This window comes from Bradyrhizobium sp. NP1, from assembly GCF_030378205.1.
Classification (GTDB): domain Bacteria; phylum Pseudomonadota; class Alphaproteobacteria; order Rhizobiales; family Xanthobacteraceae; genus Bradyrhizobium.
The window spans coordinates 555,463-572,378 of the sequence record NZ_CP127385.1; the positions used below are offsets into that span (position 1 = coordinate 555,463).

The following is a 16,916-nucleotide window of genomic DNA, read 5'->3' on the forward strand; positions in this document are numbered from 1 at the left end:
GGGCGGCATGTTCCATAACATTCGAACCGCGAATCTCAGGTGCGCTTGAGGAAGAGGGCTTCCTGCTTCTGCCATTCGACGGGGAATGGCTTGAGGAGCTTCGCGAGATCTAAGCCATCCGGCAGTCGCCCCAACAGGATCGCTTCGCTAATGGTGGGCGACAGCAAAGTCAGGCGCAGGACGCGGCCGAGATAGGCCTCGTTGATTTTTTCTGCTTTTGCGAGATCGCGTACGCTTGCAAACAATTTTCCTTCGAGCATGCCACGCCAGCGGTGGGCGCGTACGAGCGCCTTAACAACCGTGCTATCGACGCGGGCTGGAGGCGGCGACCAGGGCGCCGCGTTTGCCGGTGTAACGACCTTCTTCCGACCTCCAGTTCGCCGCATCGAGATCGGTATGCTGATAATCATCGTGCGGCCATCTTGGCTTAGCTTGGGTCGTTCGACCGCGCCCACCGTAATTGTGATGGGCTTCATCATTCGGCGGCCTGCTGAAATTTAGTGGGTGCTAGCAGTTCGCCGTGGAGTGAGGTCAGGCCCTCTATCTTCAAGGTTATGTCCAGGCGGTCAGGACGCACATCGACGCGTTGCACTAAGAGTTCGACGATACGGGCTTGCTCAGCTGGAAAAAGCTCCTCCCAGAGTTCTTCGAACTGAGTGAGGGCAGAGCGAACTTCAGCTTCTGATACCTCGCGGCCGAGCTTCTGGGCGGCGCGCCAGGTTTGAACGATCACCTCGGGGGTCCGTATGAGGTGGCGAACCTGCTCCAGAACGATGCGCTCAATTTCGGCAGCTGGCACCAGCCGTACCGGGCAGTCGGCCCCACCCCCACGCTTCATGGCCGTCTGGCTGATGTAGTAGCGATAAAGCCTCCCGCCTTTGCGGGTATGGGTCGGCGACATAGCGGCGCCATCAGGTCCGAAGAGCAGGCCTTTAAGGGGAGCGGGGATCTGGGCCCTGGCATTGCCCGACCGCTTGCGTGGGCTAACTTTGAGGATGGCATGGACTTGATCCCATAGCGCGTGGTCGGTGATCGCCTCATGTTCGCCGGGATAAGAGGTGCCCTTGTGGACCGCCTCGCCGATATACACGCGATTGTTCAGGAGCTTGTAGAGGACGCCCTTGTCCAACACGTGGCCGTAGCGATTGGTTGCGCCGGCAGCGACCAGCTCGCGGGCCAGGAGGGTCGCGGATTTCAGCTGGACGAACCTTCGAAAGATCGACCGTACCCGCTCCGCGTCTTCTTCGTGGATGATCAGCTTCCGATCGCGGACTTCGTAGCCAAGCGGCGTCCAACCGCCCATCCAGATCCCCTTCTTGCGGGAGGAGGCGACCTTGTCGCGGATACGTTCCCCGATAAGCTCCCGCTCGAACTGCGCAAAGGTCACCAGGATGTTCAGGGCCATGCGGCCCATGGCGTCCTTGGTATTGAACGACTGGGTCACTGATACGAAGGTGACGCCTTGCCGCTCGAACAGCTCGACGAGATTGAGGAAGTCGAGCATGGACCGGGAAAGTCGGTCGATCTTGTAAACGACAACCACGTCGATCCTGCCGGCCTTGACATCGGCGAGCAGCCTCTTCAAGGCCGGCCGCTCCAGGGTGCCTCCAGAAAAGCCGCCGTCGTCATAGTGGTCGCCGACCAAGATCCACGCCTCGGCCCTTTGGCTGGCGACATAGGCCTCACAGGACTCCCTCTGCGCATCAAGCGAGTTGAAGTCCATGTCGAGGCCTTCCTCGCTGGACTTGCGCGTGTACACGGCACAACGCAGTTTCCGGGCGGGCCCGCGCATGTCGTTAGAGGCCGAGTGCCGGACGTCGGGGCGGTCACGGTCGACACCGCGGTGATGGCGGGAGCGGGAAGGGCTCATTTCCCAGCCTGTGAGGTTTTGAGGCCAAAGAACACCCAGCCATTCCATTTGGTCCCAGTGATCTCACGGGCGACCGAGGACAGCGATTTATACGGACGTCCCAGGTACTCAAAATCGTTGGTTCGCACAGCGACGCAGTGCTCGACGCCTTCCCATTCCCGGATCAGCTTGGTCCCCGCAACCGGGCGAAGCATTGGGCGCGCCTTGCGTTCGGCCGGGTCCTGGTCGGCATATTGCTTGGCCATTGCCTTGAGCCGATCCAGGGTCTCCCGGGAAAGCGCGCCATAGGCCAATTCCTGGATGCGGTAGGCGAGTCGGCTTTCCAGGAAGCGGCGGTTGTAGGCGGGGGGCTCCGTGTCAAACAGCTCGCGCCAGCGGGCCTTCAGAACGGCAGCCGGGGCGCCCCTTAGGGCCACCAATTGGGCCAAAACCGAGTCCTTCACGCCCCATCCCCTTTCTCTAGGATGGGTTCATGACCGCTCCGATCGACCAAACAGTGAAGCAAACTTTCTCCGTCAGATCGGAAACTTTCACTGGACTTCCGGGCCCTCAGGCGCACTAGGGCAACCGCCAACAATTCGGCAATTTCCGAAATTCGATCCGCCACCGGCATGCTGCCGGCAGTAACGCTCATTGCCGTTCAGCCCCAGCCGGGGATCCGCCGCAACCAGTGAGCCAAGTGTCGATTTCGCTCTTGTAATAGTAGATTAGTCTCCGACCGCACCGATGATACGGAGGACCCTCATTTCGCATTCGCCATTTCGCCAAGGTTGAACGGCTAAGCTGCAAATATTTGGCGGCCTCGCTCGCCCATAGCCTGTCACGTGGATTATCGATCGTCATGACACACCCTGTCGCCTCTGATTCTCCGTGGCGACAGTGTGAAGATCTAAGTTCCTCTACATCAGGGTAAAAAAAGGAAGGTATTTGTACCCGGCTTCCGCTCCTGCAGCCCCTGAAGGCCCAGGCTCTTCAGAAAAGGATCGTCAAACCAAGCCCCTATAGCGTGCGAAGGATCTTTAAGGGCTTTCTCCACTTTCTTATAGCTTCTGCGGACACCATGAGCGGTAACGTGTGCGTCCCGACCTTTAAGCAAGATAGCGGCGCACTCAAAGGTGTCCTGTTTCAACCATTCATCGCGCTTCTTATGACTCCTCATAAAACCAACTGTCACTTTGCGCTTACGACAGGCGTTCAGAGCGGCATCGTCTTGCCTGGCCCGCGAGCGAATTCTTCGCACTTCCATGACTGCGTCCCAACGTTCGGTGTCTTTTAGGTCTTGATGGAAACGTGCAAGGAAGCTTGCATTCGAACCCCGCCTGCTCGTTTTCTCCCGCTTCAATAACTCGATCATGAGTGAGGCTGCCGCCGCACAAGCCATTCAGGCGGGCAGACTTGATGCGTCGCGCAGTAGTCCATCGCGCGTGCTGTCGCGACTTCTTTGTGCTCGGTCATCCTCCTGAACTTGTCGAGTTCCCGCAAATCGAATTCCAAAAGCCCCTGATCGGCGTCGCAGCATCGTCTCATCGCTAGCCCCTGTCGAATCATTTGATGAGCCAGGAGTCTAAGCGCTTTTCGCCAAAAGGTAGCAGCAATGGCAGCTGGAAAACGCTGATCACCAACTTCCATTGCGAATTTTCACGTGAAACGTTTCGTTCTGCGTAGTCCTCAGGGTATTCATTGCTCAAACTCAAACGATCTTTTCTTCGCCTATCGAGCGCAAGACAGATCGAATCAGCTCGCTCTTCCTGACCCGCGAGAAGCGTCTTGGCCTGGGTGCAACCTCGCTTTTGGAAACAAACTGATTTCTGATCCAAGCAAAGCAATCTTGGTCACAATGTCATGTCTGTATCGCTCATGCGATAATCCCACCGCAATAAACGAAAGGGATGATCGTGGAAGCGCGGCCGAATGTCGGAGCCGACTATGGACAAAAGCGGAGCGTCTCTCGGAGTGACGTCCTCCAGAATGAGCCGCTAGCCGATCGAGTAAGCCGAATGAAGCGTCGATGGCTCAAGCGCGTAATGTTCGACCGCGCTGTCGGTTCATCTGAGAAGTGCTTCGCTTATCTCGTAGTTGACCGTCTAAATTGTGTGACGCTGGATTGTTGGCCCAGTCAGAAATTGATCGCGGATCAATTCGGATGGAGCATAAAAACGGTCCATAGGGTGGCGCTTGCCCTGGAAAGGCGGGGCTATCTGCGCATCATCCGAAATACCAAAGGCTCATATCGATACACGCCCGTGTTTCTGCCAGAGGATCAGGACAGATCTGTCAGCGCCTTGAGACAAAACTATCCGCCAGTGCCGGACAAGAATGTCGACGAATCCTTCTTAAGTATCCTCAATAATCAATCCTCCCCAAGCGCCGGCGTATCGGAGTTCGGCAAAGCTTCGAGGAGATTTGCTGCTTCCAGATACGACAACAACCAGCGCGGCCGTTACGAGACAGAACTTGCCAAAAGGCTTGGCAATGGTGGCTTCGAGATCCTGGAGCGGCTTGCCGATCATGACGATGCGATCGTTGAAAGGCTTTGTCGCGCTCTTGCAGATGCCGAATTGGGCGAGCGTGAACTTGCAGCCGCTCGTTTGGCCTCGCAGCAGATGCCCAGAAAGCGGAGGGCGAACTGATGCATGGTCAAGTTCAACGTGTATGCCATCGTTTGCGTGAAGAAGAGTCCCATGACATATCAGTCGTCGGGAGATCTCCGACCAACGGTGGCGATATTGCGTCGGAGTGGAAGCGCTTTGGAATCGCCATGAGAGGGAGGGCGGCCAGCCTGCGAGAGGGTAGGGGGTTTAATTCCTTCGGAAGAGGCGGCCCATTTACCGCACCTGGTCTCATGCGCAGATTTTTTTTGGGTCCCCAAACTTTTGAATTTTTTTCTCGAAATCAAAGTTTTCAAACGTCCCGGCAGCGAATTCCTTCGACGAAACAAAACTCATCGATCGGACCAGCCCCCGCTTTCGACCATTTATTTCTGACCATCCCCCGGCGGTCGCATCCGAAAAATTGTCGCGAAATTCCCGGGGGGGGGGAGGGTTGCCATGAACTGTAGGGGGACGGCATGAACCAAGTCGGATTGGACAGCGAAGAGCCCGCAAAAGATGAGCTTCGCATCGAATATTGGCCGATCGAGCGATTGATCCCGTCGGCACGTAACGCGCGTACTCACAGCACGTCGCAAATCGCTGAGATTGCGGGCAGCATCCGGACATTTGGCTTCACGAACCCGCTGCTGGTTGGCGAGAGCGCGGACATCGTTGCCGGCCACGGTCGACTTGCGGCTGCGCGGCTCCTGGGTTTGGCCGAGGTACCGGTCATACCTCTGCGAGGGCTCAATGAAGTCGAACGCCGGATGCTCATGCTTGCCGACAATCGCATTGCGCTGAACGCCGGGTGGAATCTGGAAATGCTCAAGCTGGAGCTCACAGATCTCAGCAAACTTGGCGCGGATTTGAAAGGTCTCGGCTTCAACGAGCACGAACTCGAGAGAGCACTAGGCGGATCGGCAGGATTGGTCCCCGAGGATGCAGTGCCGGAGTTGACCGAAGCCGGGGTGTCCAAGACAGGCGATATCTGGCTCCTCGGTCCTCACCGTATCGGCTGTGGCGATTCGACGGACGCTGCCTTCGTGTCCTCTGTTATGGGCGATGGTCTGCCGAACCTGATGGTGACTGATCCTCCCTACGGCGTAGAATACGATCCAGCCTGGCGGCACCGGCGAGGCCTCAATCACTCTGCCAAGAAAGACAAAATCCAAAACGACGAGATTGCGGATTGGACGCTGGCCTGGAATTTGTTCCCGGGAGAAATCGCCTACATCTGGCACGGGGCCCTACGCTCAACGATTGTCGCCGAAAGCCTGTTCAAGGCAGGCTTCACGATTCGTACTCAGATCGTCTGGGCAAAGGAACGACTGGTCATGAGCCAGGGAGATTATCACTGGCAACATGAGCCATGTTGGTATGCCGTACGAAAGCACGGCAATTGGACAGGCGACCGAAAGCAAACAACGCTTTGGAACATCCCGACTTCGGGCCAGGACGCTGAAACCAAGCACGCCACGCAAAAGCCGGTCGAATGCATGCGGAGGCCAATGCTGAACAATTCGAGCCCCGGCCAAGCGGTGTATGAGCCGTTCCTGGGGAGCGGCACGACATTGATCGCTGCCCAATCGTGCAACCGCGTTTGCCTCGCGCTGGAGATCGATCCCCTGTTTGTCGACCTGGCCATTCGCCGATGGCAAGCCTTTACGGGCGAAAAGGCCATACGCGAAACTGATGGCGCGGCTTTCGATGCCCTCGTTGCGAGGCCCCATCCACAGCAATCCGATTCGTCCTCTTCGCTGGATCAAACCTTCTGATGCGCGGTCGCCCTCCGAAACCAACGAGGATCAAGGCTTTGACAGGCAACCCAGGAAAGCGCCCGCTGAACATGCACGAGCCTCGACCCGAACCAGCCTTACCGGATTGTCCTCCGGAACTCAGCCCGACTGCCCAACGCGAATGGGTCCGGCTAACGGCGGAACTGGCAAAGCTCAATCTCATAACCAAGCTTGACCGCGGGGCGCTCGCTACCTATTGCGGCGCCTACGCGATGTGGGCGGAGGCAACGGAGCAAATCAACAAATATGGGGCTATGGTGAAGTCTCCGACTGGCTTTCCAATTCAATCCCCGTATCTCGCGATCGCCAATCGGCAGGCTGAGATCATGATGCGCATCGCGTCCGAGTTCGGGTTCACCCCTGCAAGCCGAAGCCGAATTTCCGCGCCGCCACCCGATCAACTTCCACTATTCGAAGGCCCAGGCGAGGCCTCTGACCCTTAGCTCAAGCATACGTCCGGTTTGGGGATATTCAGGATTCTTCGAGGGCAGTCTCCTTTCCAGACCGACGTCGGCTTTGTGGATAAATGCGGACCCATTCGGTCCGACCTGGTACTTCCGCTTGTGGCCCTAACCGGACCTCTCCCGATCCGCGCCTGCACGGCCCTAGAAATTCAGCGTCGAGCGAAGGGCGATGACCCACGCGTTCGGTCGGAGCTTGCCATCGGGGTTAAGGACGCCGCCACCCGGCTGGATGATGTATTGGAGTTCGGGTTGCAGCGTCCACCACGGTCTCAGTTTTGCTTGATACATCATCTCGATCATCGTTTCGCTGCTGCGCACCGGAAAGAAGAAGTTTCCGAACAGTGCGGTATCGGCATCCAGCCCGCGCGCGTTGTCGCCGATGTGCGCATAGGCAAAGGCAATGCCGACCTTGTCGTCGGGACGCCCCGACATCGGGCCTTTGTAAAGCAGGCCGCCGTCGGCATAGAAGTTGATCAGGTTGCGGTCGTTGGGAACGCCGCCCGCGCGAAGGAATGCGGAAAGGCCTTGGTCGTCGGTGCCGGGAACGCGGTAGAGCGTCTGATCGATCACGCCGTAGACGCCGTAATCGCCGGTGTGCTCCAGCGGGATGCCGGTAGATTGCGGGCTCGCCAGCGAAAGCCCGGTGATGTCGAAGCGCGGATCGCCGAAATGCGAGCTGGTGTGGTACCAAGCCCCAATGCGGTAGGCGCCCGGAAGCCCTGGCGCGTCCTTGCCCTGATTGGGCAAATAGCTCGCCTCTGCGATAACAAAGGCGCCCCCGCTAAAGCTGAAGACCGTTCCAGTGGGGAGCGGAACCGCTTGATTGGAGCCGTTGCCACCGCTGGGATCGCCGCTGAAGACAGCAGCTTGCAGCATTATATCGTCGCGCGGCTTCACGCGCACGCGAATGCCCGGGGCGGGCAAGGGATAGGCAGGTCCCGAGGCCGGCAGGTTGGCGGCCAGAAAAGTGGGCCAGCTGATGCCATTGTTGATGAAGTTGGACGCCGTATCGCTCTGCAGGAACTGGCTGTCGCCCAACATCAGCCCGGCGCGGACGGACCAGAGGTCGCCGGGGGCGTTGTGCTCGTACCAGAGCGCATACAGCCGCGCGACCGGTCCAGCCTCGAGATTCGATACTGCCAGAATGTTGCCGAGATAGGTCGAACTGAAGAACGGACCATGGGTGACAAGGCCGTGGATGTGGATTCGGTCACCCTCCCACCCTAAAAGCTTTTGCAAGTCGAGGTCGACCTGCGGCTGGAAGATACCGATCGCGACCGCGCCGGTCTTGATCCCGCCGCTGACGTTGGCCAGCAAATCGTTGGTGTAGCTAAAGGTGAAGGTGACGCCGAGGCGCTCAAGATAAGACCGCGTGCCACCCCAATCGCCCGTCAAGTATGACTGGCCCGGCGTAGCCGGATTGTCCGATCGCTGCGCTTGTGCCCAAGCCTTCGTCCCCAGTTCGTTGAATGGGCCAAGCCAACAAAGCACGCCCGCCGCCAACGCCCATCGACGCTGGCCGATAGTCGGCATGACCCGGCTCCAGGAATTCATGACCCGGCTCTCCCGGCTTCAAGAACTCATCGGACACGAACGTGATCGGTTATTCAGACGATTGTGCGGCCGTTGCGCAGAGCGCTGCAAGCGGACAGGTCGGGGCTGTTGCCAGAAACGGTCGTCAATGAGCGGCGTGACGACGGAAACGGATCGTCAAGTGGCAATGCCCTGATATCTGAACTCCGTCATCATGCCGGTGGCCTGGTGGTAGAGATTGTGACAGTGGAACGGCCATCGCCCTGGATTGTCGGCGTCGAAAGCGATCCGGACACGGCCCATCGGCATGACCAGAACAGTGTCGCGGACGGCTCCCTGCATCGGCCGACCGTCGATCGCGATCACCTGGAACGCATGGCCATGCAGATGCATCGGATGCGCCATCATCGAGCGGTTGACCAGATCGATCTCGACACGCTGCCCTTTGCCCAGCATGAGCGGCGTAACCTGCGGCCAATACTCTCCGTTCATGGACCATGCATAAGGCTTCATTCCGCCGCCGAGAGCAATCGTATGGATGGTATCCGCTGGGCGCGGCGGCAGCGGTTGCACCGCTGCAAGGCGGGCCTCCAGCGAATGGTCGACCGGCGGCGCGGTTTGCGCGCTCTCCGCGATCCGCGGTATGCGCGCCCCGGTCGTGGCGAGGATGATGCCGGTCTGCCGACCGTCGCCTTCCAATCGCGCAAGTATCGGAAACGCGCCGACCTCTGGCAGATCGATCAGGATGTCAAGGCGCTGGGCCATTGCAATCGGGAAGCGGCTGCCCGCGACCGGATGCACGGGCTGGCCGTCGGTCGCGACCACCCGGCCGACGAGGTCGCCGAGATCGACCCAGAACTGGCTCGAGGACGCGCCGTTGATGACGCGGAGCCGGATTCGGCCGCCACGCTCGACGCGCACGACCTCCGGATCGGCGAGCGTTCGATCGTTGGCGAGGAAGGCGTCGTAATGAACGTCATTTAAATCCATTCGCATGCCGCCCGGCCCCGACATGGCCATTGCCGGCATGTCCATTCCTGACATGCCCGGGTCGGGCGAGGCAGCTATGTTGCTCATGCTTGCATATCGCGCATTGCTGCCGACCGTGCGACCTGGAGCCTCCGCCATCTTTTGCAGCATGGCCTGTATCGCGGCTACGTTCGTGCCGGTGAGGCCGGCGAGCACGTCCTCCGGCGTTCGGAAGGTGAAGTCGTGCAGCATGAGGACGACTTCCTGCCGGTCTTCGCGAAGCGCCGCGGCGTCATGAACGATGAGCGGCGCGGTCATCAGACTCTGCTCCTGCATGTCCTGATGCGAATGCATCCAAAACGTGCCCGGAATCGGAGCGTAGTCGTAGGCTTGAATCGCACCGTTCGCGATCGGTGGGCTCTCCGGCCACGGAAAGCCGTCCTGCGTCCAGGGCGGAAGCTGCCCATGCCAATGCACAAGGGTGCGCGTGCCGGTCTCGTTCGCGAGGTCCACGCGGAACCGTTCGCCGGGGTCGAGGCGAAGCCCGGGACGGCCATCCGGACCGATAAGCCCGAACACCTTGGCAGGCCGACCATTCACATCAATAATACGCGTTCCGGCGACGAGCCGTTTCCCAGGAGAGGCTGCAGCGCGTCCCGCGCCCGGGAGAATGGGTAGGGCCGCGGCGGCGAGCGCCGCCTTCAGAAAGCGACGCCGGGAGAAGGGATCGACTCGCAAACGCGAGTCTTGGCCCGCCGCGGCGGCAACTGGATGATTGGGAACAGGGGCGTCCTGCACAAGCATGTCATCGACTCCATCTCGCTACGATACCCCCATGGGGTATCTGAGGCGCCCAGGAGACGACAACAACACTTCATGCCATCACCATCGCTTGAAGGAGATCGAGCGCGACACTGGCTCCAAACTATTCGGGAGGTCTGACGTTGTGGTCTGATCTTGCCAGGGATCGCTTCGAGCAGGTCGAGTTACTCCTGCACGAGCTCGCCATGGCATCTGCCATGGGAGGGGAGGATGGGCTTCACGCTGTCTGCATCGTGTTGTGGCCGGAGTTCGAATCTCTTTAGGGGCGCCGCTCGCGAAGGAGCATTCGCTCCTGCTGTCTGGCTTTTGGAGGTTCCATCGCCGTGGCGCGCTGACAAGGCGTTCGCGGGCAATCTTAGGGAAGTTCACGAAGTTTTGCGTCAATCTTCTCGTGATCTTAGCCCTCTTCCATATCCGCGTTCCCTACTTCGCTTTTTGGGGGCAACACACTAAGACGCACAGCCGCATGCGCAAACACGTGTGAAATCATTCTGGTTTCCCACATAGAAACCGAGAAGCAGGATGCCGCTGCCAGACCCCGCCAAGGCCGGGCGTCGTCAAGTCTGAGGCGGATAACCGCTAGGAGGAACGACAGGAGTGTCTATGCGGGATCAAAATGCGCCGCCGTCTCGCCTGACGCGGCGAGGAGCGCTGCGCGGGTTGGGTGTCGCCGGTCTCTCGCTCATGTCCTCGCGGGCATTTGCGCAACAAACGGTCGACCTGCATGTGCCCGGCGGACCGAGCACGCGCTTCATCACAACATCCTATCCGCAAAAGGGCCGAATGATCCTGCAGCGCTCGAGCCCGCCGTGGCTTGAGACACCGTTTGAAGTTTTCGACAAGGGCGTCTTCACGCCAAACGATCAACACTATGTCAGCTGGCACTGGGCGACCTTTCCCGGTGACGTCAACGTAGACAGCTATCGCCTGACCGTGCGCGGTCATGTCAATCAGAACCTATCGCTGTCGCTTACTGATATTTTGCACAGCTTTCCGAGAGTGGAGATCGCTGCGGTAAATCAATGCGCCGGAAATTCGAGGCTTTACGCCACGCCACGCGTCGCGGGCGCTCAATGGGCAAACGGCGGGATGAGCAATGCGCTCTGGACCGGCGTGCGGCTCAGGGACGTGCTTGATCGTGCCGGCGTAAGAGCGGGCGCCATACAGGTTCGCTTTGGCGGTCTGGACGAGCCAGTGATGTCGGGCGCGCCGAAATTTTTGAAATCGATCACCATCGATCACGCTCGCGATGGCGAGGTGATGATCGGATTTGGCATGAACGGCGAGCAGCTTCCATTGTTGAACGGATTCCCGCTGCGCCTCGTTGTACCAGGTTGGTGCGCAGTCTACTGGGTCAAGATGCTGAACGACATCGAAGTGCTGGATCGGCCTGACACCAACTACTGGACGGCGACTGGCTACCGTGTGCCCGATACGCCGCACAACACCGTCGAGCCCGGCGAGGCCGGCGCCAAATTGGTGCCGGTGACCCGCAATGCTCCGCGATCATTCATCACCAACATCTGCGACGGCGACAAGTTATCAGCGGGGTCACCAACATCGGCGCGCGGCATCGCCTTCGGCGGCGATTGCGGTGTCGCCCGCGTCGATCTGTCGATCGATGGTGGCAAGAGCTGGCAGCCGACCCAGCTTGGTGCCGATCAAGGCAAATACGGCTTTCGGCCATGGCAGGCGCAGTTCACGTTGCCGGCGCGTGGTCCGCACACGCTTATGATTCGTTGCACTAATACGAACAACGAGGCGCAGCCCGACTTCCGCGTCTGGAATCCGGCCGGCTACATGTTTAACACCATCGAGACCACTCACGTGGTCGCGACCTGAAGAGGCCAGGGATGTTGCGTGCAATTCTGCCGATGATCGCCGCCTTGGGCCTTGCCCTGTCGCTCTATCCAGTCCAGGCGGCAAGCATCACCGCGTTGAAGTCGCTGAAGCTGGATGTCCCCACCAGCGACGCCATGTTTCCGCCGGGTCCGGGATCGGATGCCATGAACAACAATTGTCTCGCCTGCCACTCCGCCGATCACGTGTTGAACCAGCCCTCGCTTTCCAGAGAGGCCTGGCAGGAAGTGGTGAACAAGATGATCACGGCCTACCGGGCTCCGGTGAGCCCTGAAGACGCCAAGGCCATTGTCGACTATCTGGCTCGCACTAAAGGGACCTCATGAATCGGCAGACCGGCCTGCAAGCTACGCGAACAGATGCGGGGCCATACCGGCACCCTTTAGACAACCCGCCCTTCTGCATCTCAGGCGAGGCTGTGGGCGCGCTGCCTTCGACGAACCAAACGACGCTGGTCAATTGCTTCGGTGCATGAATCCGGAGGTGGCCCTTCGCGACATATTATGCCACCACGCCAGCTTGATCCTAACGGGACAAAGACGGACGTTGCCTTCGTCGCGTCTCGCCAACAGGCTTATAAGTACACGGCCTAATTGAGATACGCAGGCATGACGACCGACGAAACTGACCTTAAATCCTTGATGCTTGCCAGTCTCGACGGCCACGCGGCTTCGCACCGCGCGCTGTTGGGCCAATTGAGCGGCCGATTGAGGGCCTATTACCGGGGCAAGCTTGCCAGAATTGGGAGAGGTGCGGCAGATGCAGAGGATTTGGTTCAGGAGGCGATATTGGCAATCCACCTGAAGCGACATACCTACGACCCGGCCGAGCCTTTGACGCCGTGGGTGCATGCAATAGCGCGCTACAAGTTGATCGACTTCCTGCGTCGGACCCGCACGTCGCCTGCCGATGTGCCAATCGACGAGGCCGACACCATCGCGGCGAACGACGACAATTCAGACGTCGAGAGCAGCTTCGACGTCAGGAGGCTGATGGAGCAGCTGCCGAAAAACATGCGATATTCCATCGAGGCCGTGAAGCTGGAGGGATTGAGCATAGCTGAAGCAGCAAAGCGATGCGGCATCTCGGAATCGGGGGTCAAAATGAGCATTCACCGAGGGCTCAAGACGCTGGCTGCCATGATTGCCCGGGAATCACAAGCATGAAGACGGATGAGCTGGTCACCCTCCTCGGCACAAACCTTGAGCCGGTCGATCGCAGGTCGATCGCGCGGACGCTTTATGTTGCCCTCGCCGCGGGTTCGATTGTTGCCTTGGGTCTTTCCCTCATTGGCCTGGGCGTGCGCTCGGATCTCACAACGGCCCGCGCCTTCATTTTTCTCGTTATCAAGCTCGCTTTCGCATTCGGGATCGTCGGTCTCGCGCTAGTTTACCTGACAAAACTGGCGCGTCCGGGTGGGGAGCGAAAAACTCGGTCACTCCTGGTCACTATGCCGTTCCTGGTCATCGTGGCGCTTGCCGGGATCAGCCTGGCGCTGTCGCCCAGCTCGCACTGGGAAAAGATGATCGTGGGCGATCAATGGTTGGAGTGCCTGATCTCCATACCGATCATTGCGATAGTTCCCTTCACGATCTCTATGTGGGTCGTGCGAAGAGCTGCGCCGACGGACCTTGCTCGTGCAGGTGCTTTCGCCGGTCTCGCCGCAGGCGGGATGAGCGCAATGGCATATGCGCTTCACTGCACCGACGACTCATTGCCGTTCATTGCGGTTTGGTATGGCGGCACGATCGTGCTGTGCATCCTGGCAGGCGCCATATTGGGACCGCGGCTTTTGCGTTGGTAGTGGGATATGCCTGGCTTCACGTCAGCGTGAGTCTGTGACCGCCAGAGAATTCGCTCCGAACTCATCATTAGAAGCGCAATCACGCTCTTCGAACAAATGATGGAGCCGGATCATGCTAAAGAATAGCCTTCTCACGCTTTCGCTTCTGTTGCCGCTGACGGCGATATCTGCAACAGCGAACGCGGGTGCGACGATCACAGCCACGCGCCATTGGGCTAGGCAGAGCGTGCAAGACAGAACTACAAGTGCGCGAAGCAATTTTAATTCTGCATTCGCCTACGATCAAACAGCGTCACGTTTGCAACCCGTAACCGTCTTCAACGAAGGTGGGTCCGCGTGGCGTTATCAGGGAGGCCCACACCCGCGGTGATGTTCACCAGGAGGAATAGTTTGAGGCACAATGCGCGTCCTTTCTGCAAAAGCGCATTGTGCCGCTTCGAAGTGGGGGACGAGGCGACCAGAAAGAGTGCGACCGAGCTTAGGGCAGCCGGATTGCTTCCCAAGCCCATCGATTTCGACCTCCTGCGCCCGGAGATCGACCAGCGCCTAGAGGGAGCTACCTAGTCCGCTTGTGGCCCTTTTGCGACATGCTGACCGCCATAACGAATGTCCGCGTTCGAGGGGAAAGCGGAAAACATATGCTCGCACTGAGTTCTTCTCTGTTTGACTCATAGGCGACATCGGTCGCGCAATTTTGCTGTGATGCACAACACAACCCTCGTTCTGGTAGCGTGTAGCCCTTGGTCGGGGGGAAATCCCATGAGGCGGCGGGATTCATTGCGACCCTTGTGAGCACGATCGCCGCATGGCCGTTTGCGGGCCTCGCTCAGACTGCGTCAAAAGTGTATCGCATCGGGATCCTCAGTACCGATGGACCCGTCGACGCGAAGAGCATTTTTGACGCGATGCTGCGTGCTTTAGCGAGTCACGGCTACATACCCGATCGCAATATGGCGCCCGAAATCCGCGCTAGCGGGATCCACTCTGAACAGCTGCCACAGCTTGCCAAGGATCTCGTGGCGAGCAACGTTGACGTGATCCTTACCTTCAGCTTTCCGGCAGCCATGGCCGCCAAGAACGCCGTGCGGCAAACCCGTTGGACCGGCCGAAAGGAAGCCGGAATGGGTCCGGCGGAGGCACTTTTCATCGCACAACTCGTGGTGTTGCTAGTCGGGCGCCGAAAACGCCAACTGAAGACTTCAGGTGGGCTTTGGGAAGGTCAGTCGCGCCTCAAAGCCGCCGCGACGACCGATCGCAGGAGACATGAGCGTTAGGCTGCCGCCGATCTGCTTCATGACGCTGTCGACAATTGCGAGCCCAAGGCCGCCCCCTGCGCCGACTGCGCATCCACGCACGAAGGGTTTCTTCAGAGTTTCGAGGGTCTCTGATGGAATGGCGGCGCCGCCGTTAAGCAGGCGGATCTGCCGGTCGCGGCCGATGACGATCTCGATCGGCTCATCGGGAGCGCCATAACGGACGGCGTTCTCGATCAGGTTGCGCAGTGTTATACCGAGAACATCCAATTCCCCCTGTACGATAAATTCGTCTGGACATTCGGCGGTCACGACGAGTCTGTCGCCCACGTCCTCGCGTCGGCGAAACTCATCGACCAAGACTTGTAAGACGGTCAATATATCAATGCGTTCACGCAGCGTCGCGACGCCTGCTCCGGCCCGGGACAGCTGCAGCAATTTTTCGGCAAGGCTGCTGAGCCCTTTTATCTGGTTGACGATTCGCGCCGCGCGCCCTCCATGCGGCGTCCCGGCGAGCTGCGCCGATAGCAGCTGCATCTGCGCCAGCACGGCCGCGATCGGGGTCCGCAGCTCGTGCGCGCTGTTCGCCGCGAATTGGCGTTCGGTAGCCAAAGCACGCTCCAGTCGCTCCAGGAGCCGGTTCACTGCCCCCTCGATCGGAGCGAGCTCGGTGGGCAGGCCCATATCTGGAATCTGCGACAGATTGGAGCCGTCGCGACGGCCGATCTCGCTCCGGAGCCGGTCCAGCGATCGCATGCTCCGGAGCACCGCCCAGCGGATCAAGAACCAGGACAGCGGCAAGAACAGCAATAGCGGCCCGACCGTAAGTGCGACGGCTCGCCGCAGCGACTCGGAGCGGTGCATGGCAGGCTCGCCAACCTCGATGAAATAGTCATCGACAGCCGCCGGCTGAGAATAGACCCGGTACTGCGGGACGTCGTGAAAGCCGGCCTGGCGCGGCACCGGAAACGGCGTCTCGGGCGCGTTCTCGGAACGCATGACGATCTCGCCGGCCGGACCGACGATCTGATAAGCCAGGGCTCTTGCATCCATGGTTGCGACCAGGCGCTTGGCCATCTGCTGCATGGCCTGCGGTTGCTGGACGGCATCGTAGGTGGCGGGCAGCAGCCGCTGTGCGACCTCCTCGATCGCGTCATCGAGCCTCTCGTGGACCTCGAATACCGTCAGCATGCCCGCGGCGACGCTGCCCAGCAGCCACAGCCCCGCCATCGACGAGGCCAACATCCAGATCAGCCGTGAGACCAGACTCTTGCCCGCCACGCCCTAGTCTCCCAAACGGTAGCCGAGACCGCGTATCGTGCGAATGAAATCTCGCCCGAGCTTGCGGCGGATGCGGCTGACATAAACTTCGATGGTGTTGCTTTCGATTTCCTCGCCGAAGGCGTACAGCGCATCCTCGATCTGTTCCTTCGATATCGTCGATTGCCGTCTTCGCCCCAGAACTTCTATCACCGCCCACTCCCGAGCGCTCAGTTCGACCGGCCGCCCCTCCAATCGTGCGATCTTCGCTTCCCACTCCAGTTCGACCGGGCCGACCTGAAGCACCGGCACTGATTTGCCGAAATACCGGCGGCTGACGGCGTCCAGACGCGCGTTCACTTCGTCGAGGTCGAACGGCTTGACGATGTAATCGTCGGCGCCCGCCTTAAGTCCTTCGATCCGGTCACTGACGAGGTCGCGCGCGGTGAGGATGACGACCGGCAGCGCATCGCCACGGCGGCGAAGTTTGCGCAGGAAATCCAGGCCGCGCCCATCCGGCAGGTGCAGATCAAGCAGCAGCGCGTCGTAGGGTACTGTGCGCACAGCGTGCTCAGCCGGTTCCAGCCTTTCGAACCAGTCGACGGCGTGTCCTGCCGCGCGGACATGCTCCTGCACAGCCGATCCGAGATGCGGCTCGTCCTCAATCAGCAAGATTCGCATGGGTCCGCTCACT

At 59.7% G+C, this 16,916-nt stretch carries 17 protein-coding genes; 8 read left to right on the plus strand and 9 right to left on the minus strand.

What is annotated here, in order from left to right; all coding sequences use genetic code 11:
• Positions 1-35: 35 nt before the first annotated feature.
• From QOU61_RS02645 to QOU61_RS02660, 5 genes are all read right to left on the minus strand, one after another.
• Positions 36-479, minus strand: a complete 444-nt coding sequence (locus QOU61_RS02645) for a hypothetical protein (protein WP_289656598.1) — start codon at positions 477-479, stop codon at positions 36-38.
• Entirely contained in the window at positions 476-1,759 is a 1,284-nt protein-coding gene (locus QOU61_RS02650; protein WP_354142501.1) for a recombinase family protein, read from the minus strand. The genes QOU61_RS02645 and QOU61_RS02650 overlap by 4 nt, the downstream gene beginning before the upstream one ends.
• A gap of 107 nt (positions 1,760-1,866) precedes the next feature.
• Positions 1,867-2,313 carry a DUF2924 domain-containing protein gene (locus tag QOU61_RS02655; RefSeq protein ID WP_289656599.1) on the minus strand — a complete coding sequence of 149 codons (447 nt, stop codon included), beginning with the start codon at positions 2,311-2,313 and terminating at the stop codon, positions 1,867-1,869.
• A gap of 187 nt (positions 2,314-2,500) precedes the next feature.
• On the minus strand, positions 2,501-2,713 hold the full coding sequence (locus QOU61_RS37145) for a helix-turn-helix transcriptional regulator (protein WP_354142502.1): 213 nt from the start codon (positions 2,711-2,713) through the stop codon (positions 2,501-2,503).
• A 61-nt stretch (positions 2,714-2,774) separates the two neighbouring features.
• Positions 2,775-3,224, minus strand: coding sequence for a hypothetical protein (locus QOU61_RS02660; protein ID WP_289656600.1), 450 nt, complete (start codon positions 3,222-3,224; stop codon positions 2,775-2,777).
• 643 nt (positions 3,225-3,867) lie between these two features.
• Here QOU61_RS02660 and QOU61_RS02665 point away from each other — a divergent pair.
• The 3 genes from QOU61_RS02665 (at position 3,868) to QOU61_RS02675 (ending at position 6,700) form a co-directional block, all read left to right on the plus strand.
• Positions 3,868-4,500, plus strand: coding sequence for a LexA family transcriptional regulator (locus QOU61_RS02665; RefSeq protein ID WP_289656601.1), 633 nt, complete (start codon positions 3,868-3,870; stop codon positions 4,498-4,500).
• Positions 4,501-4,937: 437 nt separating this feature from the next.
• On the plus strand, positions 4,938-6,236 hold the full coding sequence (locus tag QOU61_RS02670; protein ID WP_289656602.1) for a site-specific DNA-methyltransferase: 1,299 nt from the start codon (positions 4,938-4,940) through the stop codon (positions 6,234-6,236).
• 71 nt (positions 6,237-6,307) lie between these two features.
• The gene (locus tag QOU61_RS02675; RefSeq protein WP_289662196.1) at positions 6,308-6,700 is read left to right on the plus strand and encodes a phage terminase small subunit P27 family; all 393 of its coding nucleotides are present in this window, start codon (positions 6,308-6,310) and stop codon (positions 6,698-6,700) included.
• A gap of 162 nt (positions 6,701-6,862) precedes the next feature.
• Here QOU61_RS02675 and QOU61_RS02680 read toward each other — a convergent pair whose 3' ends face one another.
• Together QOU61_RS02680 and QOU61_RS02685 are read right to left on the minus strand one after the other, a co-directional pair.
• On the minus strand, positions 6,863-8,275 hold the full coding sequence (locus QOU61_RS02680) for a carbohydrate porin (protein WP_289656603.1): 1,413 nt from the start codon (positions 8,273-8,275) through the stop codon (positions 6,863-6,865).
• 156 nt (positions 8,276-8,431) lie between these two features.
• Positions 8,432-10,027: a multicopper oxidase family protein gene (locus QOU61_RS02685; RefSeq protein WP_289656604.1), complete on the minus strand. Its 1,596-nt coding sequence runs from the start codon at positions 10,025-10,027 to the stop codon at positions 8,432-8,434.
• A gap of 621 nt (positions 10,028-10,648) precedes the next feature.
• Here QOU61_RS02685 and QOU61_RS02690 point away from each other — a divergent pair.
• The 5 genes from QOU61_RS02690 to QOU61_RS02710 all read left to right on the plus strand — a co-directional run bounded on the left by QOU61_RS02690 (position 10,649) and on the right by QOU61_RS02710 (position 14,983).
• Positions 10,649-11,887 carry a molybdopterin-dependent oxidoreductase gene (locus QOU61_RS02690; protein WP_289656605.1) on the plus strand — a complete coding sequence of 413 codons (1,239 nt, stop codon included), beginning with the start codon at positions 10,649-10,651 and terminating at the stop codon, positions 11,885-11,887.
• A gap of 11 nt (positions 11,888-11,898) precedes the next feature.
• On the plus strand, positions 11,899-12,231 hold the full coding sequence (locus tag QOU61_RS02695) for a c-type cytochrome (RefSeq protein ID WP_289656606.1): 333 nt from the start codon (positions 11,899-11,901) through the stop codon (positions 12,229-12,231).
• A 282-nt stretch (positions 12,232-12,513) separates the two neighbouring features.
• Positions 12,514-13,071 carry a sigma-70 family RNA polymerase sigma factor gene (locus QOU61_RS02700; RefSeq protein ID WP_289656607.1) on the plus strand — a complete coding sequence of 186 codons (558 nt, stop codon included), beginning with the start codon at positions 12,514-12,516 and terminating at the stop codon, positions 13,069-13,071.
• On the plus strand, positions 13,068-13,709 hold the full coding sequence (locus tag QOU61_RS02705) for an NrsF family protein (protein WP_289656608.1): 642 nt from the start codon (positions 13,068-13,070) through the stop codon (positions 13,707-13,709). The genes QOU61_RS02700 and QOU61_RS02705 overlap by 4 nt, the downstream gene beginning before the upstream one ends.
• Positions 13,710-14,497: 788 nt before the next feature.
• A complete protein-coding gene (locus QOU61_RS02710) occupies positions 14,498-14,983 on the plus strand; it encodes a type 1 periplasmic-binding domain-containing protein (RefSeq protein ID WP_289656609.1) in 486 nt (161 codons plus the stop codon).
• Here the strand turns inward: QOU61_RS02710 and QOU61_RS02715 are convergent.
• Together QOU61_RS02715 and QOU61_RS02720 are read right to left on the minus strand one after the other, a co-directional pair.
• Positions 14,909-16,243, minus strand: a complete 1,335-nt coding sequence (locus QOU61_RS02715) for an ATP-binding protein (protein WP_289656610.1) — start codon at positions 16,241-16,243, stop codon at positions 14,909-14,911. The two genes, QOU61_RS02710 and QOU61_RS02715, sit on opposite strands and share 75 nt — an antisense overlap.
• Positions 16,244-16,246: 3 nt before the next feature.
• On the minus strand, positions 16,247-16,903 hold the full coding sequence (locus QOU61_RS02720) for a response regulator transcription factor (RefSeq protein WP_289656611.1): 657 nt from the start codon (positions 16,901-16,903) through the stop codon (positions 16,247-16,249).
• Between the last annotated feature and the right edge of the window lie 13 nt (positions 16,904-16,916).